24 protein-coding genes and 2 other annotated features are annotated in these 24,371 nt (G+C 36.7%); all 24 genes read left to right on the forward strand.

The features are described from left to right. Window positions 1-8: 8 nt before the first annotated feature. The 24 genes from gltX to rplC all read left to right on the forward strand — a co-directional run bounded on the left by gltX (window position 9) and on the right by rplC (window position 24,366). Window positions 9-1,481: a glutamate--tRNA ligase gene (gene gltX / locus ERL59_RS15485; protein ID WP_160647139.1), complete on the forward strand. Its 1,473-nt coding sequence runs from the start codon at window positions 9-11 to the stop codon at window positions 1,479-1,481. A gap of 50 nt (window positions 1,482-1,531) precedes the next feature. After that, window positions 1,532-1,767: a binding site (T-box leader), on the forward strand. Window positions 1,768-1,884: 117 nt separating this feature from the next. Beyond that, entirely contained in the window at window positions 1,885-2,553 is a 669-nt protein-coding gene (cysE, locus tag ERL59_RS15490; RefSeq protein ID WP_160647140.1) for a serine O-acetyltransferase, read from the forward strand. Continuing rightward, a complete protein-coding gene (gene cysS, locus ERL59_RS15495) occupies window positions 2,534-3,934 on the forward strand; it encodes a cysteine--tRNA ligase (protein WP_160647141.1) in 1,401 nt (466 codons plus the stop codon). The genes cysE and cysS overlap by 20 nt, the downstream gene beginning before the upstream one ends. Beyond that, window positions 3,931-4,362 carry a Mini-ribonuclease 3 gene (locus ERL59_RS15500; RefSeq protein WP_160647142.1) on the forward strand — a complete coding sequence of 144 codons (432 nt, stop codon included), beginning with the start codon at window positions 3,931-3,933 and terminating at the stop codon, window positions 4,360-4,362. Before cysS ends, ERL59_RS15500 begins: the two co-directional genes overlap by 4 nt. A gap of 32 nt (window positions 4,363-4,394) precedes the next feature. After that, window positions 4,395-5,129 (forward strand): 23S rRNA (guanosine(2251)-2'-O)-methyltransferase RlmB, encoded by a 735-nt coding sequence (gene rlmB, locus ERL59_RS15505; RefSeq protein ID WP_160647143.1) that lies wholly within the window; start codon window positions 4,395-4,397, stop codon window positions 5,127-5,129. A gap of 15 nt (window positions 5,130-5,144) precedes the next feature. Continuing rightward, window positions 5,145-5,660 (forward strand): NYN domain-containing protein, encoded by a 516-nt coding sequence (locus tag ERL59_RS15510; RefSeq protein WP_407925725.1) that lies wholly within the window; start codon window positions 5,145-5,147, stop codon window positions 5,658-5,660. A 137-nt stretch (window positions 5,661-5,797) separates the two neighbouring features. Beyond that, window positions 5,798-6,445 carry an RNA polymerase sporulation sigma factor SigH gene (gene sigH, locus ERL59_RS15515; protein ID WP_160647145.1) on the forward strand — a complete coding sequence of 216 codons (648 nt, stop codon included), beginning with the start codon at window positions 5,798-5,800 and terminating at the stop codon, window positions 6,443-6,445. 279 nt (window positions 6,446-6,724) lie between these two features. Continuing rightward, window positions 6,725-6,874: a 50S ribosomal protein L33 gene (gene rpmG / locus ERL59_RS15520; RefSeq protein ID WP_160647146.1), complete on the forward strand. Its 150-nt coding sequence runs from the start codon at window positions 6,725-6,727 to the stop codon at window positions 6,872-6,874. An 18-nt stretch (window positions 6,875-6,892) separates the two neighbouring features. Then, window positions 6,893-7,114 carry a preprotein translocase subunit SecE gene (gene secE / locus ERL59_RS15525; RefSeq protein WP_160647147.1) on the forward strand — a complete coding sequence of 74 codons (222 nt, stop codon included), beginning with the start codon at window positions 6,893-6,895 and terminating at the stop codon, window positions 7,112-7,114. 13 nt (window positions 7,115-7,127) lie between these two features. Continuing rightward, a complete protein-coding gene (nusG, locus tag ERL59_RS15530) occupies window positions 7,128-7,661 on the forward strand; it encodes a transcription termination/antitermination protein NusG (protein ID WP_160647148.1) in 534 nt (177 codons plus the stop codon). 40 nt (window positions 7,662-7,701) lie between these two features. After that, window positions 7,702-8,127, forward strand: a complete 426-nt coding sequence (gene rplK, locus ERL59_RS15535) for a 50S ribosomal protein L11 (RefSeq protein WP_160647149.1) — start codon at window positions 7,702-7,704, stop codon at window positions 8,125-8,127. 62 nt (window positions 8,128-8,189) lie between these two features. Next, window positions 8,190-8,882 (forward strand): 50S ribosomal protein L1, encoded by a 693-nt coding sequence (rplA, locus tag ERL59_RS15540; RefSeq protein WP_160647150.1) that lies wholly within the window; start codon window positions 8,190-8,192, stop codon window positions 8,880-8,882. A gap of 77 nt (window positions 8,883-8,959) precedes the next feature. Beyond that, window positions 8,960-9,111 (forward strand) — a sequence feature (ribosomal protein L10 leader region). A 21-nt stretch (window positions 9,112-9,132) separates the two neighbouring features. Beyond that, complete coding sequence (gene rplJ / locus ERL59_RS15545; protein ID WP_160647151.1) at window positions 9,133-9,648, forward strand: 50S ribosomal protein L10; 516 nt, start codon at window positions 9,133-9,135, stop codon at window positions 9,646-9,648. A gap of 58 nt (window positions 9,649-9,706) precedes the next feature. Then, window positions 9,707-10,072 carry a 50S ribosomal protein L7/L12 gene (gene rplL, locus ERL59_RS15550; protein ID WP_160647152.1) on the forward strand — a complete coding sequence of 122 codons (366 nt, stop codon included), beginning with the start codon at window positions 9,707-9,709 and terminating at the stop codon, window positions 10,070-10,072. A 49-nt stretch (window positions 10,073-10,121) separates the two neighbouring features. Then, the gene (locus tag ERL59_RS15555; RefSeq protein ID WP_328699960.1) at window positions 10,122-10,742 is read left to right on the forward strand and encodes a class I SAM-dependent methyltransferase; all 621 of its coding nucleotides are present in this window, start codon (window positions 10,122-10,124) and stop codon (window positions 10,740-10,742) included. Window positions 10,743-11,128: 386 nt separating this feature from the next. Beyond that, complete coding sequence (rpoB, locus tag ERL59_RS15560; RefSeq protein WP_160647153.1) at window positions 11,129-14,677, forward strand: DNA-directed RNA polymerase subunit beta; 3,549 nt, start codon at window positions 11,129-11,131, stop codon at window positions 14,675-14,677. Between the two features lie 31 nt (window positions 14,678-14,708). Further along, window positions 14,709-18,326 (forward strand): DNA-directed RNA polymerase subunit beta', encoded by a 3,618-nt coding sequence (rpoC, locus tag ERL59_RS15565; protein WP_160647154.1) that lies wholly within the window; start codon window positions 14,709-14,711, stop codon window positions 18,324-18,326. An 85-nt stretch (window positions 18,327-18,411) separates the two neighbouring features. Beyond that, a complete protein-coding gene (locus tag ERL59_RS15570; protein ID WP_160647155.1) occupies window positions 18,412-18,663 on the forward strand; it encodes a 50S ribosomal protein L7ae-like protein in 252 nt (83 codons plus the stop codon). 146 nt (window positions 18,664-18,809) lie between these two features. Continuing rightward, complete coding sequence (gene rpsL, locus ERL59_RS15575; RefSeq protein ID WP_160647156.1) at window positions 18,810-19,223, forward strand: 30S ribosomal protein S12; 414 nt, start codon at window positions 18,810-18,812, stop codon at window positions 19,221-19,223. Window positions 19,224-19,265: 42 nt separating this feature from the next. Further along, the gene (gene rpsG, locus ERL59_RS15580) at window positions 19,266-19,736 is read left to right on the forward strand and encodes a 30S ribosomal protein S7 (RefSeq protein WP_160647157.1); all 471 of its coding nucleotides are present in this window, start codon (window positions 19,266-19,268) and stop codon (window positions 19,734-19,736) included. 33 nt (window positions 19,737-19,769) lie between these two features. Continuing rightward, complete coding sequence (fusA, locus tag ERL59_RS15585; RefSeq protein WP_160647158.1) at window positions 19,770-21,845, forward strand: elongation factor G; 2,076 nt, start codon at window positions 19,770-19,772, stop codon at window positions 21,843-21,845. Window positions 21,846-21,892: 47 nt separating this feature from the next. Then, the gene (tuf, locus tag ERL59_RS15590) at window positions 21,893-23,086 is read left to right on the forward strand and encodes an elongation factor Tu (protein WP_160647159.1); all 1,194 of its coding nucleotides are present in this window, start codon (window positions 21,893-21,895) and stop codon (window positions 23,084-23,086) included. A gap of 305 nt (window positions 23,087-23,391) precedes the next feature. Further along, entirely contained in the window at window positions 23,392-23,700 is a 309-nt protein-coding gene (gene rpsJ, locus ERL59_RS15595; protein WP_160647160.1) for a 30S ribosomal protein S10, read from the forward strand. 39 nt (window positions 23,701-23,739) lie between these two features. Further along, window positions 23,740-24,366: a 50S ribosomal protein L3 gene (gene rplC, locus ERL59_RS15600; RefSeq protein ID WP_160647161.1), complete on the forward strand. Its 627-nt coding sequence runs from the start codon at window positions 23,740-23,742 to the stop codon at window positions 24,364-24,366. Window positions 24,367-24,371 lie beyond the last annotated feature (5 nt).

Below are 24,371 nucleotides of genomic sequence, written 5' to 3' on the forward strand. Positions count from 1 at the left end.
GAGAAAGCATGTCTAGAGAAGAAGTTCGTGTTCGTTATGCACCTAGTCCAACTGGACATTTACATATAGGTAATGCCAGGGCTGCACTATTTAACTATTTATTTGCACGCAGTTTAAATGGGAAATTTATTGTGCGAATCGAAGATACAGATTTAAAAAGAAATGTAGAAGGTGGAGAAGCCAGTCAATTAAAAAACTTGGCTTGGCTAGGGTTAGATTGGGACGAAAGCATTGATAAAGATGGTGGTTATGGTCCTTACCGTCAAACTGAACGTCTTGAAATTTATAAAAAATATTGGCAGCGTCTTTTAGATAGAGATTTAGCATATCCATGTTACTGTACAGAGGAAGAACTAGAAGCAGAACGTGAACAGCAAAAAGCATCTGGTGAAATGCCAAAGTATTCTGGAAAGTGTAAACATCTGTCAGAGGAAGATAAAAAAGAATTAGAGAATAAGGGAAGAATCCCTAGTGTTCGTTTTAAAGTGCCAATAGATCAAACTTACACCTTTGATGATATTGTTAAAGGAACTGTTTCATTTGATTCCAGTGATACAGGTGATTTTGTAATCGTAAAGAAAGATGGCATTCCTACTTATAATTTTGCTGTTGTTATAGACGATTATTTGATGAAAATATCGCATGTATTAAGGGGAGATGATCATATATCCAATACCCCACGACAGTTAATGATTTATGAAGCATTGGGATGGGAAGCACCTATTTTTGGGCATATGACTTTAATCGTAAATGAACAGCGAAAAAAATTAAGTAAACGTGATGAATCAACCATTCAATTTATTGAGCAATACCATGATTTAGGATTCTTACCAGAGACATTATTTAATTTTATTGCTTTATTAGGCTGGTCTCCAGAAGGAGAGGAAGAAATTTTTTCAAAAGAGGAGTTAATTAACCTATTTGACCCTGCTCGTTTATCTAAAAGCCCAGCTGTTTTTGATACGAATAAATTAAACTGGATGAATAATCATTACATTAAAAATGCTGAACTTACTACTGTTGTAAACTTGACATTGCCTCATTTACAGAAGGCCGGGTATATTTCTGAAACGTTAGATGAAGAGGAATTGAATTGGGTTACAGATGTGATTGCACTTTTAAAAGAAAAACTAGACTTTGGAGCACAAATTGTAGAGTTATCTGAATTATTTTTTAAAGAAGAATATAAGATAGAGAAAGATGCAGAGCAGATTTTAAAAGAAGAGCAAGTGCCTGTAGTTTTACAAAGTTTCATTTACCAATTGGAACAAACTGAGGAATTTGCAGCAGATGTGATTAAAAAACTGCTTAAAAATGTCCAAAAAGAAACTGGATTTAAAGGAAAACAATTGTTTATGCCTGTCCGTGCAGCAATAACTGGGCAAATTCATGGACCTGATTTAAATCAGACCATCTTTTTATTAGGTAAAGACAAAGTAATTCAAAGACTTCAGGCATTAGACTCATTGTTTTCTGCTTGAAAATTCGTTATACTGTGATAAATATGATAATAACCTCATAATTTGAGGAAATATAAGCGTTGATCAGGAAAGTAATTTTAAGAAAGAATGATCAGAGAAGGGTAATCATGAGCATAAGCTCTGGCTGCGAGTTATCCAATTCAATTCTTAGAATGAAGTGCACCTGTGAGCTTTGCAGCTGAAAGACATTTAGGCTGTGACGATTGGCTCATGTTACGAGTTTTGAGAGGGAAAAACTTATTGTTTTTTCCAAACAGAGTGGAACCGCGTACTTTACGTCTCTGTAGCAAACATGCTACAGAGGCTTTTTTATTGGGAATTGTAAGTATTAAACCAGATTTCAATAGGAAATTTTATATATCTTAATTTTTACATTTTAATTTATGAAAGGAGAATTGACATCATGTTTGAAACAATCAGGTCTGATGTGCGTGCTGTATTTGATAACGACCCAGCTGCCCGTAGTGTTTTTGAAGTTATTTTTACTTATTCTGGGTTACATGCGTTGTGGTCACATCGAATTGCACATTGGTTTTTCAAAAGAAAACTTTTAACAATTGCCCGCATCATCTCTCAAATCAACCGTTTTTTAACTGGAATTGAAATTCATCCGGGTGCTACTATTGGAAAAAGATTGTTTATAGATCATGGCATGGGTGTTGTTATAGGAGAAACCTGTGAAATTGGGAATGATGTAGTTTTATATCAAGGTGTAACATTAGGTGGAACAGGAAAGGAAAAAGGAAAGAGACATCCTACAATAGGAAATAATGTAGTTATCAGCTCAGGTGCTAAAATATTAGGTTCCTTTAAAGTTGGTGATCATTCAAGAGTAGGTGCCAATGCGGTTGTGCTGCAGGAAGTTCCCGAGCATAGTACGGTTGTTGGGATTCCTGGAAGGATAGTGAAGCAAAATGGAGTTAGAATAAATAAGTTAGATCATTGCAATCTTCCAGACCCAGTTTATGATATTTGTCTCAAATTACAATCTGAGATTGACACATTAAAAAATGAATTAGAAGCGGTAAAAAAAAGTGGAGGTAAAAAGGACGATGGCGTTAAAAGTTTTTAATACATTATCACGTAAAAAAGAAGAGTTCCAGCCTATAGAACATGGGAAAGTAAAGATGTATGTATGTGGACCTACTGTTTACGGTTATATTCATATTGGAAACGCTAGACCACTCATTTTTTTTGATGTAGTTAGAAAGTATTTAGAAACTTTAAAATATGAGGTTGACTATATCATAAACTTTACGGATGTGGATGATAAGATTATTAAAAAAGCTAATGAAATGAAAAAACCTGTATCGGAAGTAGCAGAACAGTTTATTGAGGCATATCTTGAAGATTCTAAAAATCTTGGTGTCAAGCAAGCAACCGGTTATCCTCGTGTTACTGAAAACATGCAAGAAATTATAGCATTTATTGCTAAGTTAGTAGATGATGGCTATGCTTATGCAAATGATGGGGATGTGTTTTATAGAACAAATAAATTTGCAGAATACGGAAAGTTATCTCATCAAAAAATAGAAGAGCTTCAATATGGCAAAAGAATTGAAGTAGATGAGAGAAAAGAAAATCCTCAAGATTTTGTATTATGGAAAAAAGCAAAGCCAGGGGAGGTATTTTGGGAAAGTCCATGGGGAGACGGAAGACCTGGCTGGCATATTGAATGTTCAGCAATGGCAAGTAAATTTTTAGGGAAAACTATGGATATCCACGGTGGAGGACAGGATTTACAATTTCCTCATCATGAATGTGAAATTGCGCAATCTGAAGTTGTTCATCATGCTCCTCTTGCTAAGTATTGGCTTCATAATGGTTATGTAAATATTAATAATGAAAAAATGTCGAAGTCACTTGGTAATGGGATAAATGTTACTCAGCTGCTTTCTAAATATAGTGGGGAAGTGATTCGTTATTTTATATTAAGCACACACTATAGGAATCCACTTAATTTTTCAGATGAGATTATGGAACAAGCAGAACAGAGCTTAATTAGAATACACAATTGTATTTCAAATTTAAATTATAGATTAAAAAATACGAATGATGATAACAATGTTGAACAAGATTTAGAACAAAAAATCAGTCTTATTGAAGAGAGCTTCCATGAGCGGATGCAGGATGATTTTAATACAGCAGATGCTATTACATCCATGTTTGATTTAGTGAGTGAAACGAATCAATATCTAAATCAAGAGCAAGTCATTCAAGCCAACTTACAACGGTTAAAGGGTGTTTTTAATGAAATGAACGCTATATTAGGTCTATTCACTGAGGAAAACAATGATTTATTAGATGAAGAGGTTGAGAATCTTATCGAAGAACGTATGGAAGCGAGGAAGAGTAAAAATTGGGCAAGGGCGGATGAAATAAGAGATTTATTACAACAACAGGGGATTATATTAGAAGATACACCACAGGGAATGCGTTGGAGAAGAAAGTGAGTCAATTTGAACAAAACCAGCCTCTTTTTTCTTTTTCGCCAAACAAAGAACCTAATTTATTAAATCCACTTGTACTAGCATATTTAGGGGATGCGATATATGATACCTATATACGTATGTATTTAATTTCACGTTCCCATCATAAACCGAATCATTTGCATCATGAAGCAACCAAGTTTGTTTCAGCAAAAGCACAAGCTCAATATTTGAAAATATGGCTTCCACATCTCAGTGAAGAGGAACAAGATATTGTAAGACGGGGTCGTAACGCTAAATCTGCATCCATCCCAAAAAATGCGGATGTATTGGATTATCGTCATAGTACTGCGTTTGAATGTTTAATCGGATACTTATATTATAAACAGCAGCATGATCGGTTGAGTCAATTGCTAAAAATGATTATAGATGATTATGAAAAAAGAATATAAATGTGAACTTCTACTTAGAAAGGGAGATACCAATGGAGGCAGAATATATAGCAGGAAAACATTCTGTTTTAGAAGCAATACGTTCTCAAAGATCCATTCATAAAATATGGATTTCTGATCAAGCACAAAAATCATCCATCCAACCTATAGTAACAGAAGCAAAAACTTCTGGTGCAATTTTGCAGTATGTAGATAAGAAAAAGTTAGATCAAATGGTTCCAGGTATAAAACATCAAGGAGTAGTAGCTCAGGTAGCATCATATCAATATGCAGAAGTAGATGATATTCTTAAAGCCGCTGCAGAAAAAAATGAAGCTCCACTTATTCTTATCCTTGATGAAATCGAAGACCCTCATAATTTGGGTTCCATTTTGCGTTCTTGTGATTGTACAGGAGTGCATGGAGTAATTCTTCCTAAGAGACGTTCTGCAGGTTTAACAGCATCTGTTTCTAAAACTTCTGCTGGAGCAATGGAACATATCCCTGTTGCAAGAGTTACAAATTTAGGACAAACAATTGATAAATTAAAAAAACAAGGGATATGGATTGCTGGGGCAGATGTTTCAGCAGAAGATAATTTATATCGAACCGATTTAACTCTTCCAATAGGTATTGTCATCGGTAATGAACATAAGGGAATCGGGAGATTAATTAAAGAAAAATGTGATTTTTTAATTAAACTTCCTATGTACGGTCAGATTAATTCTCTTAATGCTTCCGTTGCAGCTGGTGTCATTATGTATGAAGTAGTTCGGCAGCGACATTAAGAAGAGTGAAAGATGATGGAAGAATATTTGATTGTGGACGGTTATAATATGGTCGGGTCCTGGCCCGAACTTATAAAAACATCTGAGACAAGTTTAGAAGAAGCACGCAATCAGTTAATTAAAATGCTAGCTGATTATCAAGGATATTCAGGCATGAAAATCATCGTTGTATTTGATGCTCATCAAGTTCCTGGAATTGGTGTGAAAGAGAAGAATTACAAAATAAAAGTCATCTATACAAAAGAAAAAGAAACTGCAGATGAATGTATTGAAAGGTTAGTTACAGAGTTGTCCCATCGAAAAAGAGATATACATGTTGCTACTTCAGACTATGTAGAACAACGTGTAACTTTTGGTAAAGGGGCATTGAGAAGATCTGCCAGAGAATTATGGATGGATATTCAAGAGAGCAGAAAGAAAGTAGAGAAAAAAATAACAAAACATACCAAAAAAAGCAGCTATTCATTTGATAGTAAATTATCTAGTGATGTGAAAGATATTTTCGAAAAGTGGCGCAGGGGAGAAAAGTAACAATTTTTCTAAAAAGGGAAATTCAATAAAGGCAAGTGGTTGACGGTTTTACTAGTAATCATGTATACTATTTTTATCTAATTTTACAGTAAAATCTCAAAATTTGACAGTATCCTTGCAGGACCGGAGGGATTATAGTGAGCGTTGACCTCAACGAAAAGTTGCACGAGTATTACCTCAAAACGGATGAAGAAATTGTCGAATCGGTCCGAGAAGGCGACAATATTGCTCTAGAATACTTAATCAATAAATACAAAAACTTTGTGAGAGCTAAAGGGCGATCCTATTTTTTAATAGGAGCTGATCGGGAAGATATTATTCAAGAAGGCATGATAGGACTTTATAAAGCTATTCGTGATTTTAGGGGAGATAAACTTGCTTCCTTTAAGGCATTTGCTGAATTATGTATCACAAGACAAATTATTACCGCAATAAAAACGGCTACTAGACAAAAACATATTCCATTAAACTCTTATATTTCTTTGGACAAGCCTATTTATGATGAAGAATCTGATAGAACTTTGTTAGATGTTATTTGTGGATCTAAGGTCACTGATCCAGAAGAATTAATGATTAATAAAGAAGAATTTAGTGGTCTTGAAGATAAAATGGGCGAAATTTTAAGTGATTTAGAACGTAAAGTGTTGATGTTATATTTAGATGGTAGATCTTATCAAGATATTGCATTGGATTTAGATCGACACATAAAATCTATCGATAATGCTTTACAGAGAGTGAAAAGAAAATTAGAAAGATATTTAGAAGTAAGAGAATTAAATCAATAAACTACTAAGCATCCTTATAGTATACATAACGGTGCTTTTTTAAGTTTTCTCTAGTATAACCACATACCCTTTTGGATAAGTTGTGTTAATATGATGTTTATTGTTTATTATTAAGAGTGAATGAGAATAATGGATAATATCATCTTTTTGTTACCTTTTCCTTGACATGGTTTATTCATTGTGATAAATTTTTTTGGGTAGCCTTATTTTGTTACGCGTATATGTTAACATAGACATAATAGACATGGATAACGAAAAGTTGTCTCGGGAGGTGACATCATGCGGGTGATTATGACTCTTGCGTGTACAGTTTGTAAACGTAGAAATTATACATCAAACAAAAACAAACGAAACCACCCTGACCGCATGGAGATGAAGAAATATTGCAGTCATTGCAATCAGCATACGGTTCATCGTGAAACTAGGTAGTTTTTGGAGGTGTTTACTGTGGCAGTCATTAATAGGATCAAACAAGGTTTTGGCTCAACCTTTTCATTTTTTTCAGGCAGCTGGTCTGAACTTAAAAAAGTGCGCTGGCCAAAACGGAAAGAATTAATTAGTTATACGATTGTTGTCATATCGACTGTGCTTTTCGTAACACTTTATTTTTACGTACTAGACTTAGGTATTTCTGGTCTAATCGAATTATTCTTTGGATCAGAGTCATAGGGTGAATATGGATATGGACAAAGGTTGGTATGTTGTGCATACTTATTCAGGGTATGAAAATAAGGTCAAAGCGAATTTAGAAAAACGCGTAGAATCAATGAATATGACAAACAAGATTTTCAGAGTGCTTGTTCCTGTTGAGGAAGAAGTAGTGAACAAAGACGGCAAAAAGAAAACAGTTCAACGTAAAGTATATCCTGGATATGTTTTAGTAGAAATGGTACAAACAGATGATTCTTGGTATGTTGTTCGTAATACACCAGGTGTTACTGGTTTTGTTGGTTCAGCAGGTGCTGGTTCTAAACCATCTCCTTTATTACCTGATGAAGCAGAATCCATTCTTAAACATATGGGCATTCAGGAGCCAAGCCCTATATTTGACTTTGATATTAAAGATAATATCAGAGTGAAAGTAGGTCCGTTTGCTGATTTTGTCGGAACAATTGAGGATATTATGCCAGACAAAAACAAAATTAAGGTCCTCGTAAATATGTTTGGTAGAGAAACTCCGTTAGAGCTTGAGTTTGATCAAGTGGAGAAAGTATAAGTACCAAACTTATAGAAATTACAGCAAGGAGGTGTTACGCATGGCAAAAAAGGTGATTAAACAAGTAAAGTTGCAAATTCCAGCTGGTAAAGCTAACCCGGCACCTCCAGTAGGTCCAGCATTAGGTCAAGCAGGAGTTAACATCATGGCATTTTGTAAAGAGTTTAATGCTCGTACGCAAGAACAAGCTGGATTAATTATTCCAGTTGAAATTTCTGTGTTTGAGGATCGCTCATTTACATTCATCACCAAGACTCCACCAGCAGCAGTATTGTTAAAGAAAGCTGCAGGGATTGAGAAAGGTTCTGGAGAACCACACAAAGTTAAGGTTGCTACGGTAAAACGCAATAAGGTGCGTGAAATTGCAGAATCAAAAATGGCTGACTTAAACGCTGCGGATGTGGAAGCAGCAATGCTTATGATTGAAGGTACAGCTAGAAGTATGGGTATTGTAGTAGAGGACTAATTATTAGTTTTGAATTCGTGGGAGGATTATCCGTTAATACCACAATAGGAGGAAAATACATCATGGCTAAAAAAGGTAAAAAGTATACAGAAGCTGCTAAACTGATTGATAGTGAAAAATTATATGAATCAGCTGAAGCAGTTGAATTAGTGAAGAAATCAGCAACTGCGAAGTTTGATGAAACAGTTGAAGTTGCAATTCGTCTGGGTGTTGACCCTAAGAAACAAGACCAAGCTGTTCGTGGAGTCACTGTACTTCCGCATGGTACTGGTAATACAAAGACAGTATTAGTTTTTGCAAAAGGTGAGAAAGCCAAAGAAGCAGAAGCTGCTGGTGCTGATTTTGTTGGTGATCAAGATATGATCAACAAAATTCAACAAGGTTGGTTTGGATTTGATGTCTGTGTGGCTACACCAGATATGATGAGTGAAGTTGGTAAATTAGGTCGTTTGCTTGGTGGTAAAGGTCTAATGCCAAATCCGAAAGCAGGTACAGTAACTTTTGATGTTGAGAAAGCAGTTAAGGAAATTAAAGCTGGTAAAATTGAATTTCGTTTAAACAAACAAGGTCAAGTTCATGCTCCAATTGGAAAAGCATCTTTTGGTGCAGAACAATTAAGTGAAAACCTTGATTCATTAATGAATTCATTATTAAGAGCTAGGCCAGCATCTGCAAAAGGAACATATTTGAAACATGTTTCCATTTCTTCAACAATGGGTCCTGGTGTGAAGGTAAATACACAAGCTTACAAATAATTACTAATGACAGTAATTAGATGTGGTCTTGACATGTATTGATCGTTCTGATAATCTTGAACCTATTGTAATCAATCAAAAATGAATATATTGATCCGTAGACAGTTGGTGCCTTTTAATGTGAGGCTTAATATCCCACCGAGGTGATGTGATAAATTGAAATTTCTTATCATTGAAATTTACGTTATCCTGCCTTCGTAAAGTCTACGAAGGTTTTTCTTATTTATTTTAATTATTGGAGGTGTGAAATTTGGCTAATGCAAAAGTACTTGAGCAAAAACAACAAGTTGTTGCTGAAGTGAAAGAAAAGTTTGAAAAAAATGCTTGTACTGTTGTTGCAGATTATCGTGGGTTGAATGTTACGGATGTAACTGAACTTAGAAAATCTCTTCGTGAAGCAGGCGTAGAATTTAGTGTTATAAAAAACACCTTAGCTAGACGTGCGACTGAAGGATCAGATTTTGAGAGTATAAATGGCCATTTTGTTGGCCCTACCGCTATTGCGTTTAGTAAGGAAGACGTAATTGCACCAGCTAAAATCTTATCAGATTTCGCTAAAAAGAACGAAAATTTAAAAATTAAAGCGGGTATTCTTGAAGGTCAAGTTGTATCTGTAGATCAAATTAATGCTCTTGCTGCTTTACCATCAAGAGAAGGTCTATTATCTATGTTGCTTAGCGTGCTCCAAGCACCAGTTCGCAACTTTGCTCTTGCTGTTAAAGCTGTTGCAGATAAAGACGAAAATGGAGAAGTACAAGAAGCTTAAACTATATCAAATTAAATGAAATGAAATTAAATTATAATAAAATTATGGAGGTTTACTCATGAGTCAAGAACAAATTTTAGAAGCAATTAAAGGTATGAGTGTATTAGAACTAAATGATCTTGTTAAAGCAATAGAAGAAGAGTTTGGTGTTACTGCTGCTGCACCAGTTGCAGTAGTTGGTGGTGCTGCAGGTGGAGATGCTGCTGAGGAAAAATCAGAATTTGATGTAATCTTAACTAGCGCTGGTTCATCTAAAATCAATGTAATCAAAGCAGTTCGTGAAGCAACTGGATTAGGTTTGAAAGAAGCAAAAGCATTAGTTGATGGTGCTCCTGCTCCGATTAAAGAAGGCGTAGCTAAAGATGACGCTGAAGCTCTTAAAGCTAAACTTGAAGAAGCTGGTGCTTCAGTAGAATTGAAGTAGAACTTCTTGGAAGCCCCTTTGGAAATTTCTTCGAGGGGGTTTCTTTTAATTGAAAGGAAGAAATGGGATGGCTGAGCATTATTACACTCAAGATCCATCAGTACAGAGTAATCGACAAGTTATTCATGTATCATTGAGAAGTAAAGAGTTTAAATTTTATACTGACGCAGGTGTATTCTCTAAAAATATGATTGACTTTGGTTCTAAGTTATTAATAGAACATATGAATATTCCAAGTGACAGTAAAATTTTAGATGTGGGTTGCGGGTATGGTCCAATAGGGATATGTGCAGCTTCTTTAGAAAAAACTTCTGAAGTGACGTTGATAGATGTTAATCAAAGAGCGATAGAGTTGGCTAGTGAAAATGCAAAGCTTAATGAAATTTCTAATATTAAACTATTACAGAGTGATATATATAGTTCGTTAGAAAATAATGAGAAATTTGATGTGATTTTAACGAACCCACCTATAAGAGCTGGAAAAGAGGTTGTATATTCTATTTTTTCAGGTGCTGCTCAAAGATTGAAAGATGGTGGATCACTGTGGGTAGTAATACAAAAGAAACAAGGGGCACCTTCAGCATTAGAGAAACTGAAAATTTTATTTTCAACAGTGGAGGAAGTCTCAAAGAAAAAGGGTTACAAAATATTTAGAGCCAAAAAAGGATAAAATAAAAAATTATTCATAAAACATTTGACCTTTACTTATCAATATGGTATGATAGGTAAATGTCAGAATTAAAGTGGGCGTAATTTCTTTAGTTCATTAAAATGTCAAGATAAAAATTATGAATATTTTTTTCTCTTTCTACGTATAATGTTAAGATTTTAGGAAAAAATCTACTTTATATGGATAAGTGTATCACACGGAGAAATATCTTGGCTACTACAACTTATATTCTGGAAGCTGCCTGAATCTGCAATTTTTAAAATTTTGCTTGATAGGGCTTTTCTTGTTTTTCTTTAAGGATAAGGATTCGACGACATCTTCGAATAGTCATCGAAAGGTGATTTTGTTGTGTTGTTATAGGTCAATTGCATGAGAGGTGAAATAGTTTGGCAGGACAACTTGTTCAATTAGGACGACGCGAGCGTAGAAGTTATGCAAGGATTAGTGAAGTGTTGGAGGTTCCAAATTTAATCGAGATTCAAAGGAAATCATATCAATGGTTTCTTGAGGAAGGTTTACGTGAAATGTTTCACGACATTTCTCCTATTCAGGATTTCACTGGAAACTTAGTATTAGAGTTTATTGACTATAGCTTAGGAGAACCTAAGTATAATGTTGATGATGCTAAGGAGCGGGATGTGACATACGCTGCACCGCTTAGAGTGAAAGTTCGTTTAATAAACAAAGAAACAGGAGAAGTGAAAGAACAGGAAGTTTTCATGGGAGACTTTCCACTTATGACAGAAACAGGTACATTCATCATTAATGGTGCTGAACGTGTTATTGTCAGTCAGCTTGTTCGTTCTCCAAGTGTTTATTTTAGTACAAAACCTGATAAAAATGGGAAACCAGCGTTCACCACAACCGTAATTCCCAATCGTGGAGCTTGGCTTGAGCTAGAAACAGACGCTAAAAATATTATTTATGTTCGTATTGATCGTACTCGTAAAATACCGGTAACGGTTCTTTTAAGAGCGCTTGGATTTAGCTCAGATCAGGAAATTATCGATTTATTAGGTGAAGACGAGTATATTCGTAATACCCTTGAAAAAGATAATACTGAAAATACTGATAAAGCGCTTTTAGAGATTTATGAGAGATTAAGACCAGGTGAGCCACCTACTGTAGAGAATGCTAAAAGTTTGTTGATTTCTCGATTTTTTGATCCGAGAAGATACGACCTTGCAAATGTAGGAAGATACAAGATTAATAAAAAGCTGCATATCAAGGATCGTTTGTTCAATCAGAGACTGGCTGAATCATTAATTGATCAGGAAACTGGAGAAATTATTGCAGAAGCAGGTCAGGTTGTTGATCGTAGACTACTTGATTCCATAATGGCAAAATTGGAAAAAAGTGTAGGTTTTAGAGAATATAGTGTTTCCACTGGAGTATTAGATGAAGATACGATACCAATTCAAGCGATTAATGTGTTTTCACCTATTGAAGATGCAAAAGTAGTAAAAGTCATTTCAAATGGAAATATTGAGAAGGATGTAAAACACATTACTCAGGCTGATATTATCGCATCTATCAACTACTTCATCAATCTGTTGCATGGTATTGGACATACAGATGATATTGACCATTTAGGGAATCGTAGACTTCGTTCTGTCGGAGAGCTTTTACAAAATCAATTCCGTATTGGGTTATCTAGAATGGAAAGAGTTGTAAGAGAACGGATGTCCATTCAAGATACAAACGCGATCACACCACAAGCGTTGATCAATATTCGTCCTGTCATTGCTTCAATAAAAGAGTTTTTTGGTAGTTCACAGTTGTCACAATTTATGGACCAAACAAATCCACTTGCAGAGCTAACTCATAAGAGACGTCTTTCTGCTCTAGGACCAGGTGGTTTAACTAGAGAACGTGCAGGCTTTGAGGTTCGAGATGTTCATAACTCTCATTATGGACGAATGTGTCCGATAGAAACTCCTGAGGGACCTAATATCGGTTTAATTAACTCACTCTCAACGTTTGCTAGAGTGAATGAATTTGGTTTCATTGAAGCTCCTTATCGCTGGGTAGACCCAGAAACTGGTCAAGTAACTGATAAAATAGATTACTTGACAGCGGATGAAGAAGATAACTATGTAGTAGCACAAGCGAATGCAAAGCTAAATGAAGATGGTACATTTGAAAATGATATGATCATTGTTCGTTACAATAAATCTGCGGATAATATTCAGACTATGCCTAAAGAACGTGTTGATTATATGGACGTATCTCCAAAACAGGTCGTGTCTGTTGCTACCGCATTAATTCCGTTTCTTGAAAATGACGATTCAAACCGTGCATTGATGGGATCGAACATGCAACGTCAGGCTGTACCATTGTTGATTCCAAGATCTCCATTTGTAGGTACAGGAATGGAGCATAAAGCAGCTAAGGATTCAGGGGTTTGTATCGTTTCAAAACATGATGGATTTATTGAAAAAGTTTCGGCTAACGAAATTTTAGTAAGACAACAACAAACGATAGATGGAAAAGTAGTAAATGGAGATTTAATTCGTCATAGAATCCATAAATTCTTACGCTCAAACCAAGGGACTTGTATTAATCAACGTCCGATTGTGAAAGTAGGAGAGCCGGTTAAGGTAGGAGACATTTTAGCGGATGGTCCTTCCACTGAAAAAGGTGAATTAGCTTTAGGTCAAAACGTTGTCGTAGCCTTTATGACGTGGGAAGGTTATAACTATGAGGATGCGATTCTTTTAAGTGAAAAACTAGTGAAAGAAGATGTGTATACCTCAGTTCATATAGAAGAATACGAATCAGAAGCTCGTGATACAAAACTAGGTCCTGAGGAAATCACTAGAGATATTCCTAACGTTGGTGAGGATGCATTAAGAAATCTAGATGAACGAGGCATTATTCGTGTAGGTGCTGAGATTTCTGCTGGAGATATTTTAGTAGGAAAGGTAACGCCAAAAGGAGTAACAGAACTTACAGCAGAAGAGAGATTGCTTCATGCTATATTCGGAGAAAAAGCACGAGAGGTAAGAGATACTTCACTAAGAGTACCACATGGTACAGATGGTATAGTAGTAGACGTGAAAGTGTTTACCCGTGAAAATGGGGATGAGCTTCCACCAGGAGTGAATCAACTAGTTAGAGTATATATAGCTCAAAAACGTAAAATCTCCGAAGGGGATAAGATGGCAGGTCGACATGGAAACAAAGGTGTTATTGCAAGAATACTTCCAGAGGAAGACATGCCTTTCTTGCCAGATGGCACACCAGTTCAAGTTGTATTAAATCCTCTAGGTGTTCCATCACGTATGAACATCGGTCAGGTGCTTGAGGTTCACTTGGGTATGGCAGCTAGGTATCTTGGTATACATGTTGCAACACCAGTTTTTGATGGGGCAACCGAAGTGGATGTATTTGATACGATGGAAGAAGCTGGCATGCAACGTAATGGTAAAACAAAATTGTATGATGGTCGTACAGGTGAACAGTTTGAACGTGAAGTTACTGTAGGTGTAATGTATATGATTAAACTTGCGCATATGGTTGATGATAAAATTCACGCTCGTTCTACTGGACCTTACTCCTTGGTTACACAACAACCATTGGGTGGTAAAGCACAATTTGGTGGTCAGCGCTTTGGTGAGATGGAAGTATGGGCACTGAAAGCTTATGGTGCAGCTTATACACTACAAGAAATTTTAACTGTAAAATCGGATGATGTTGTAGGTCGTGTGAAAACCTATGAATCCATTGTCAAAGGTGAGAATGTTCCTGAACCTGGTATTCCAGAAAGCTTTAAAGTTTTAATCAAAGAGCTTCAAAGTTTAGGAATGGATGTAAAAATGTTAACTGAAAACGAAGAAGAGATTGATTTGAAAGAATCAGATGAAGAAGATGAGGATTCAAACAAGGATAAGTTAAGCCTTCAAATTGAAGGTGCTGAAGTGAATGTGGATTAATTAAAAAACACTATAAAGGAGGGGTCGCTCCTTGATGGACGTTAATAACTTTGAATTTATGAAAATTGGATTAGCTTCACCGAACAAAATACGCTCATGGTCTCGTGGAGAGGTGAAAAAACCTGAAACGATCAACTATCGAACACTAAAGCCTGAAAAGGAAGGGCTATTTTGCGAAAAAATCTTTGGACCTACAAAAGATTGGGAATGTCATTGTGGGAAGTATAAGAGAGTACGTTATAAAGGTGTAGTATGTGATCGTTGTGGAGTTGAAGTCACTCGTGCTAAAGTACGTCGTGAACGTATGGGACACATTGAATTAGCAGCACCAGTATCTCATATTTGGTATTTTAAAGGGATTCCTAGCCGCATGGGCCTTGCATTAGATATGTCTCCAAGATCCTTAGAGGAAATTATTTATTTTGCATCCTATGTTGTTACAGATCCCGGTGAAACTCCACTTGAGAAAAAACAACTGCTATCAGAAAAAGAGTACCGTAGTTATCGTGAAAAGTATGGTTTCGGTTTTCATGCAGGTATGGGTGCAGAAGCTATAAAGAAACTTTTACAAAGTTTAGATGTCAACAAAGAGATCAGTGTACTAAAAGAAGAGCTTAAAACCGCTCAAGGTCAAAGAAGAAACAGAGCAGTAAAACGATTGGAAGTGTTGGAGGCTTTTCGAAACTCAGCGAATGACCCAGAGTGGATGATTTTGGATGTGTTGCCTGTCATTCCACCTGAACTTCGCCCGATGGTACAGTTAGACGGTGGTAGATTTGCGACTTCAGATCTAAATGATTTATATCGCAGAGTGATAAACCGAAATAACCGTTTAAAAAGACTTCTAGATTTAGGTGCACCGGATATCATCGTTCAGAACGAGAAACGTATGTTGCAAGAAGCAGTGGATGCGTTGATTGATAATGGTCGCCGTGGTAGACCGGTTACAGGCCCTGGAAATAGACCATTAAAGTCTCTTAGCCATATGTTAAAAGGGAAGCAAGGTCGTTTCCGTCAGAACCTTTTAGGTAAAAGGGTTGACTATTCAGGTCGATCTGTAATCGTTGTTGGACCTTACTTGAAAATGTATCAATGTGGTCTTCCGAAAGAAATGGCATTGGAATTGTTCAAACCTTTCGTCATGAAAGAGCTGGTTAGTAAAGGGTTTGCTCATAATATAAAAAGCGCGAAACGAAAAGTAGAAAAAGTAAGTCCAGATGTATGGGATGTTCTAGAAGATGTAATCAAAGAACACCCTGTTCTTCTAAACCGTGCACCTACGTTGCACAGATTAGGGATTCAAGCCTTCGAACCTATTTTAGTTGAAGGAAAGGCGATCAGATTACACCCATTAGTTTGTACAGCGTATAATGCCGATTTTGATGGGGACCAGATGGCAGTCCATGTTCCATTATCTGCAGAAGCTCAAGCTGAATCTAGAATATTGATGCTTGCTTCAGGTAATATTTTGAATCCGAAGGATGGCAAACCTGTGGTAACACCATCTCAGGATATGGTTTTAGGTACGTATTATTTAACGATTGATAATCCAGAAGCCAAGGGATCAGGAAGGATTTTCAGAACAGTTCATGAAACCATTTCTGCTTATCAAATGGAACACGTATCTTTACATGCAAGAGTTGCTATTCCTGTTAAGGCATTAAGAAAAGAGAACCTTTCAGAAAAGCAACAAAATGCTCTTTTAGTCACAACGGTTGGAAAAATTATATTTAATGAAATTTTTCCAAGTGTATTCCCATTCATAAATGAACCAACGAAAAGAAATTTAGAGAAAACACCAGATGAATACTTTATTTATGAAAAAGGGACAAATGTAAGAGAATACATTAAAAGCTTACCAACTGTTGGTGGCATAGGGAAAGATTATTTAGGTAATATCATCGCAGAATGTTTTAGAGAGTATAAAACGACACAAAGTTCGATTATTTTAGATAAAATAAAAGAAATTGGGTTTACTTACTCTACAAAAGCAGGAATTACAATTGCAGTATCAGATGTTACAGTTCCTGAAGAGAAGCATATGCTCATGAAAGAGAATGAAGATAAAGTAGAAACCGTAATGAAGCAGTATCGTCGTGGATTGATTACACCAGATGAGAGACATGAACGTATCATTGCGATTTGGAGTAAAGCGAAGGATGATCTTTCTGAGATATTGATGAGTAAATTTGATAAATTTAATAATATAACTTTGATGGTTGATTCCAAAGCCAGAGGTAATAAATCTCAGATTACTCAATTAGGCGGTATGCGTGGATTGATGGCAGATCCATCAGGACATATTCATGAATTGCCGATCAAATCTAACTTCCGTGAAGGATTAACTGTATTAGAATATTTCATTTCTACGCATGGTGCTCGTAAAGGTCTTGCTGATACTGCATTACGTACAGCAGATTCAGGGTACTTAACTCGTCGATTAGTTGATGTGGCACAAGATGTAGTTGTCCGTGAAGATAGTTGTAAAACCGATAAAGGTTTCTTGGTATCGAAAATACAAGATGGTAAAGAAGTTATCGAAAATCTGTATGATCGTATCGAGGGACGTTATGCATTTGCAACAGTACGTCACCCAGAAACAAACGAGATCATCGTTAAACGTGATGACATGATTGACGATAAAAAAGCACAAGAAATCATTGCAGCAGGAATTGAAAAAGTGCAAATTCGTTCTGTTTTAAGCTGTAGAGCACGCCATGGTGTTTGTAAAAAATGTTATGGTCGCAACTTAGCTACTGGGTTTAATGTAGAAATCGGAGAAGCAGTTGGGATTATAGCAGCTCAATCCATTGGTGAACCAGGAACACAGTTAACGATGCGTACTTTCCATACAGGTGGAGTTGCTGGAGATGATATTACACAAGGTTTACCTCGTATTCAGGAGTTGTTTGAAGCTAGAAATCCGAAAGGTCAAGCGCTCATTTCTGAAATAGATGGCGTTGTGAAAGATATTCGCGAGGTTAAAGATGGTCGTGAAGTTGAAATTGAAGGTGACGCGGAATCTAAGGTATACACTTTAAGTTATGGCTCTAGAATGAGAATAGCTGTAGATCAGCAAATTGAAGCTGGAGATGAGTTAACGGACGGGTCTATCGATCCTAAAGAAATGTTGCGCATTAAAGGTATTCAAGGAGTACAAAACTATATCCTACAAGAAGTACAGCGTGTGTATCGTAATCAAGGTGTTGAAATAAACGATAAACACATTGAGGTTATGGTTCGTCAAATGCTTAGAAAAATACGTATCGTGATGTCAGGTGATACAAAATTGCTTCCTGGATCTTTTACAGATGTTCATGAATATGAAGAGGAAAACAAAAAAGCGTTGTTCTCTAATCTGGAACCAGCAGTAGCAAAACCAGTACTCTTAGGTATTACAAAAGCTTCTTTAGAAACTGATTCCTTCTTATCTGCAGCATCATTCCAAGAAACAACAAGAGTTCTAACTGATGCAGCTATTAAAGGTAAGGTGGATCAGCTGCTAGGGCTTAAAGAAAATGTTATCATTGGAAAATTGATTCCTGCAGGTACAGGAATGAATCGTTATCGCAATGTCAAAATTGTCGATCAAACCAGTGAAAATGAAGAGCTAGAAGAATCACTTAAAGAAACAGTAACGGTAGAGTGAAAATAATATTGACAATGTTTTTTTCAGGTGATATTATATTCAAGTGTGCCAAAAACAAATTTCCTGATACTTTGGAGGATAATTAATGTCTTATGAAAAAGTAACGCAGGCTAATCGTTTATCGATAGGCACAAAGCAGACTTTAAAAGTGGTCGAACGTGGCAGTGCCACGGAAGTATACGTAGCGAAAGATGCAGATCCAAAAGTGACGGCCAAAGTAATTGTGCTTTGTAAGGATATGAACGTTAACATTATTTATGTAGACTCAATGAAACAGCTTGGAAAAGCTTGTGGAATTGAAGTTGGTGCTGCTGTAGCAGCCGTAATAAACGACTAATACTATGTTTTTGTTTGCCTTTGGTTTTACTAATTGATAGACCAAGGGCGGACAAAAACATTTCCTTTGTTCATTTTTGAACCACCTGGATCTGTGGACATAACAATCAATATTTCCAGTTACTATTTTAGGAAGGAGGTGCGGGAATGCCAACAATTAATCAATTAGTTAGAAAAGGACGTCAAGCAAAAGTTGTAAAATCAACATCACCTGCTTTACAGAAAGGGTATAATGCGCTAAGAAGAGAAGAAACTAATCTAAGTGCACCTCAAAAACGTGGAGTTTGTACGCGTGTAGGAACGATGACACCGAAAAAACCAAACTCAGCCTTGAGAAAGTATGCTCGTGTACGTCTTACAAATCGTATTGAGGTTACTGCTTATATACCTGGTATTGGTCACAACTTACAGGAGCACAGTGTTGTTTTAGTGCGCGGTGGTAGAGTTAAAGATCTTCCGGGGGTTCGTTATCATATTGTTCGTGGTGCTTTAGATACAGCAGGTGTTAACGATCGTAAACAGGGAAGATCAAAATACGGTGCTAAAAGACCGAAATCATAATTATATCACATCAAAAGAAACTACTTGGAAAGGAGGATGACCATGCCTCGTAAAGGACCTGTAACTCGTAGAGATGTATTACCTGATCCTATATATAGCAGTAAGCTTGTAACAAGATTAATCAATAGAATTATGATTGATGGTAAAAAAGGTGTTGCCCAGTCAATTTTATATAATGCATTTGACATTGTTAAAGATCGTACTGGTAACGATCCAATGGAAGTTTTTGAGCAAGCAATCAAAAACATCATGCCAGTTCTAGAAGTTAAAGCTCGTCGTGTTGGTGGATCAAACTATCAAGTACCGATAGAAGTGAAGCCTGAGCGACGTACTGCATTAGGACTACGTTGGTTAGTAAATTATTCACGTCTTCGCGGAGAAAAAACAATGGAAGAGCGTTTAGCTGCTGAAATTATGGATGCTAGTAACAATACTGGTGCTTCAGTGAAGAAACGTGAAGATACTCATAAAATGGCGGAAGCAAATAAAGCATTTGCTCACTATCGCTGGTAATATTAATATGAACTTATGAAAGGAGATTATATAATGACTAGAGAATTCTCCTTAAAAGATACACGTAATATTGGGATCATGGCACATATTGATGCTGGTAAAACCACTACTACAGAACGTATATTGTTTTACACTGGTCGTACTCACAAAATTGGTGAGGTTCACGAAGGTGGAGCGACAATGGACTGGATGGAACAGGAGCAGGAGCGCGGTATTACAATTACCTCTGCTGCTACAACAGCTCAGTGGAAAGATCACCGCATTAACATCATTGATACCCCGGGACACGTTGACTTTACTGTTGAGGTAGAACGTTCCCTTCGTGTATTGGATGGAGCAGTTGGTGTATTTTGTGCAAAAGGTGGAGTTGAACCACAATCTGAAACCGTTTGGCGTCAGGCTGACCGCTATAAAGTTCCACGTATAGCATATGTGAACAAAATGGACATCATTGGTGCTGATTTTGAAGGTGCCGTTGCACAAATGCGTGAAAGACTTCAAGCAAATGCAGTACCTATTCAATTCCCAATTGGTGCAGAAGATCATTTTCAAGGGTTTGTAGATCTCATTGAAAATGTAGCTTGGATCTATAAAGATGATTTAGGTAAAGAGATTGAGAAATCAGAAATACCTGCAGACTTAACAGATAAAGTAGAAGAGCTTCGTACGGAAATGATTGAAAAAATCTCCGAGCTAGATGAAGAATTGATGATGAAATACTTAGAGGGAGAAGAAACTACAGTTGAAGAGCTAAAAGCAGCCCTTCGAAAAGGTGTAGTAGATGTTCAAATCACACCAGTACTTTGTGGTTCTTCCTATAAGAACAAAGGAGTTCAAGCAGTTTTAGATGCAGTTGTTGACTATCTACCTGCTCCTATCGATGTTCCTGCTATTAGTGGGGAGCTAGAAGACGGTACAGAAGTTGTTAGAAAGTCTTCTGATGAAGAACCTTTCTCTGCACTTGCATTTAAGATTATGACTGACCCGTTTGTTGGTAAGTTGACGTTCTTCCGTGTGTATTCAGGAACATTGGATTCAGGTTCATATGTTTTAAATACGACAAAAGGAAAACGTGAAAGAGTTGGGCGTATCTTGATGATGCATGCAAACAGTAGAGAAGAAGTAGGCACTGTTTATGCAGGAGATATTGCAGCAGCTGTTGGTTTAAAAGATACTACTACAGGAGATACATTAAGTGATGAGAAGAGTCCAGTTATTCTGGAATCTATGACGTTCCCTGATCCAGTTATCTCAGTAGCAATTGAGCCAAAAACGAAATCTGACCAAGATAAAATGGGTATCGCATTAGCTAAATTAGCTGAGGAAGATCCTACTTTTAAAACAGAAACGGATGAGGAAACAGGTCAAACGATCATTAAAGGAATGGGTGAACTTCACCTTGAAATTATCGTAGATCGTCTTATGCGTGAGTTTAAAGTAGAAGCGAATGTAGGTAAACCGCAGGTTGCTTATAGAGAAACATTTAAAACTGCGGCAAAAGTTGAAGGGAAATTTGTACGTCAATCTGGTGGTCGTGGACAATTTGGTCACGTGTGGGTTGAATTTACTCCACTTGAACCAGGTGAAGGTTTTGTATTTGAAAACAAAATTGTCGGTGGGGTAGTTCCAAGAGAATATATTCCTGCAGTTCAAAACGGTATCGAAGAATCTATGCAAAGTGGTGTGCTAGCTGGTTATCCACTTGTTGATGTAAAGGCTACTTTATTTGATGGCTCGTACCATGATGTCGATTCAAGTGAAATGGCATTTAAAATTGCAGGTTCCATGGCATTAAAAGGAGCAAAAGGAAAGTGTGACCCTGTTATCCTAGAACCACTCTTTAAGGTCGAAGTTACTGTACCTGAAGAATATATGGGTGATATTATGGGTGATGTAAGCTCTCGTCGTGGACGTGTAGAAGGTATGGATACACGTGCTGGTGCACAAGTAATCCGCGCTAAAGTACCTTTATCTGAAATGTTTGGATATTCCACAACACTACGTTCTAAGACACAAGGTCGTGGAACTTACTCTATGGAATTATCTCATTATGAAGAAGTACCTAAGTCTATAGCAGAAGAAATTGCTGCTAAAAACCAAGGTGCATAATAAATATAAATAAATATTATTGAATGATTTGAGGAGGAAAATTTAAAATGGCTAAAGCTAAATTTGAACGTAATAAACCACATTTAAATGTTGGTACTATTGGTCACGTTGACCATGGTAAAACTACTTTAACAGCAGCGATCACTACTGTATTAACTAAAACTTACGGTGGAGGAGAAGCTCAAGCATTTGATCAAATTGATAATGCTCCTGAGGAAAGAGAACGCGGTATTACAATCGCAACTTCCCACGTTGAGTATGAGTCTGAAAATCGTCACTATGCACATGTAGATTGCCCTGGACATGCTGACTATGTTAAAAACATGATCACTGGAGCAGCACAAATGGATGGAGCGATTCTTGTTGTATCTGCAGCAGACGGTCCAATGCCGCAAACTCGTGAGCACATCTTACTTTCACGTCAAGTTGGCGTACCTTACATTGTAGTATTCATGAACAAATGTGATATGGTTGAAGATGAAGAGTTATTAGAGTTAGTAGAGATGGAAATTCGTGATCTATTAAACGAATACGAATTCCCTGGTGACGATACTCCAATCGTTCAAGGATCTGCATTAAAAGCTTTAGAAGATCCAGATGGTGAGTACGGACAAAAAATCATTGAATTATTTAAAATCATTGATGAGTATGTTCCAGAACCTGAACGTCAAACTGACAAACCTTTCTTAATGCCTGTTGAGGATGTATTCTCAATTACAGGTCGTGGTACAGTTGCTACTGGTCGTGTTGAGCGTGGTACTGTAACTGTAGGTGAAGAAATTGAAATCGTAGGTATCGAAGAAGAAACTAAGAAAACTACGGTTACTGGTGTTGAAATGTTTAGAAAACTTCTTGACTCAGCTCAAGCAGGTGACAATATTGGAGCATTGCTTCGTGGTGTTGATCGTGCTGACATTGTTCGTGGTCAAGTATTAGCTAAACCTGGATCCGTTAATCCACACACAAAGTTTACTGCTCAAGTATATGTATTAACTAAAGAAGAAGGTGGACGTCATAAGCCATTCTTTACTGGATACCGTCCTCAATTCTACTTCCGTACAACTGACGTAACTGGTATCATTGAACTTCCAGAAGGTACTGAAATGGTTATGCCTGGTGACAACATTACTGTAACAGTTGAATTAATTAACCCAATCGCAATCGAAGAAGGTACTCGCTTCGCGATTCGTGAGGGCGGACGTACAGTAGGTGCTGGTGCGGTAGCAACGATCGAAAAGTAATAAAAAATATTCTTTTAGATCTAAGTCCTTGTCATAATTGACAAGGACTTTTTTCTATCATTCTTTTAGAAAAGTTTTAAAAATATGATGGTAGAAAGAATAAAATTTCATTTTTCTAGATATATTAAAAGATTTTACTTGCAATTTGTATGTATATTTTATATAATATTGGAGTTGGTCTGCGACAGTGCGATGATGTGAGAGGTTGCTGACACACACGGCTCCTTTGCCATGAGTCATGTGTTAGGATATTTTCACGGAGTAGGTCCGATTAAAAATTTGGGCGATAGAAGGAGGGAATTTGAATGGCAAAGCAAAAGATTAGAATTCGATTAAAGGCGTATGATCATAGAGTGTTAGATCAATCTGCTGAAAAAATTGTTGAAACAGCTAAGCGTTCCGGTGCAAGTGTTTCTGGTCCGATACCATTACCGACAGAGAAACAAATTGTTACTATTTTAAGAGCTGTCCACAAATACAAAGATTCAAGAGAACAATTTGAAATGCGTACACATAAACGTCTGATCGATATTGTGAATCCAACGCCGCAAACAGTAGATGCACTTATGCGTCTGGATTTGCCATCCGGTGTGGATATTGAAATAAAATTATAATATTAAACGTAACTTTACATTTAGAAACGAGGTGTCAAAATGACTGCGAAAGGTATCTTAGGTAAGAAATTAGGTATGACTCAAGTTTTCACACCAGAAGGGATCGTAATCCCTGTAACTGTTGTTGAAGCTGGGCCAAACGTAGTTCTTCAAAAGAAGGATCTTGAAACGGATGGGTACGAAGCGATCCAACTTGGTTTCGGAGATAAAAAAGAAAATAACGCAATTAAACCTGAAAAGGGTCATGCGAAAAAAGCAAACGCAACACCTAAGCGCTACGTGAAAGAATTTCGCGGAATTAATTCAAGCGAATATGAAGTAGGGCAAGAAGTGAAAGCAGACATATTTGCTGAAGGTGAGTTTGTTGATGTTACAGGAACTTCAAAGGGTAAAGGGTTTCAAGGTGCTATCAAAAGACATGGACAGCGAATAGGTCCTAAGAGTCACGGGTCTCATTATCATCGTAAGCCAGGTTCAATGGGTGCCATTGTAAATCGTGTATTTAAAGGAAAAAAATTACCTGGACACATGGGTTCAGAAACTGTGACTTTGCAAAATCTTGAAGTAGTTAAAGTGGATGCTGAAAAGAACATTCTTTTAGTAAAAGGATCAATTCCTGGTGCTAAAAATAGTTTTGTAAGAGTTCAAGCATCTGTTAAAAAATAGAGGGT

The sequence above is a fragment of the Chengkuizengella marina genome, from assembly GCF_009910845.1.
Classification (GTDB): domain Bacteria; phylum Bacillota; class Bacilli; order Paenibacillales; family KCTC-33759; genus Chengkuizengella; species Chengkuizengella marina.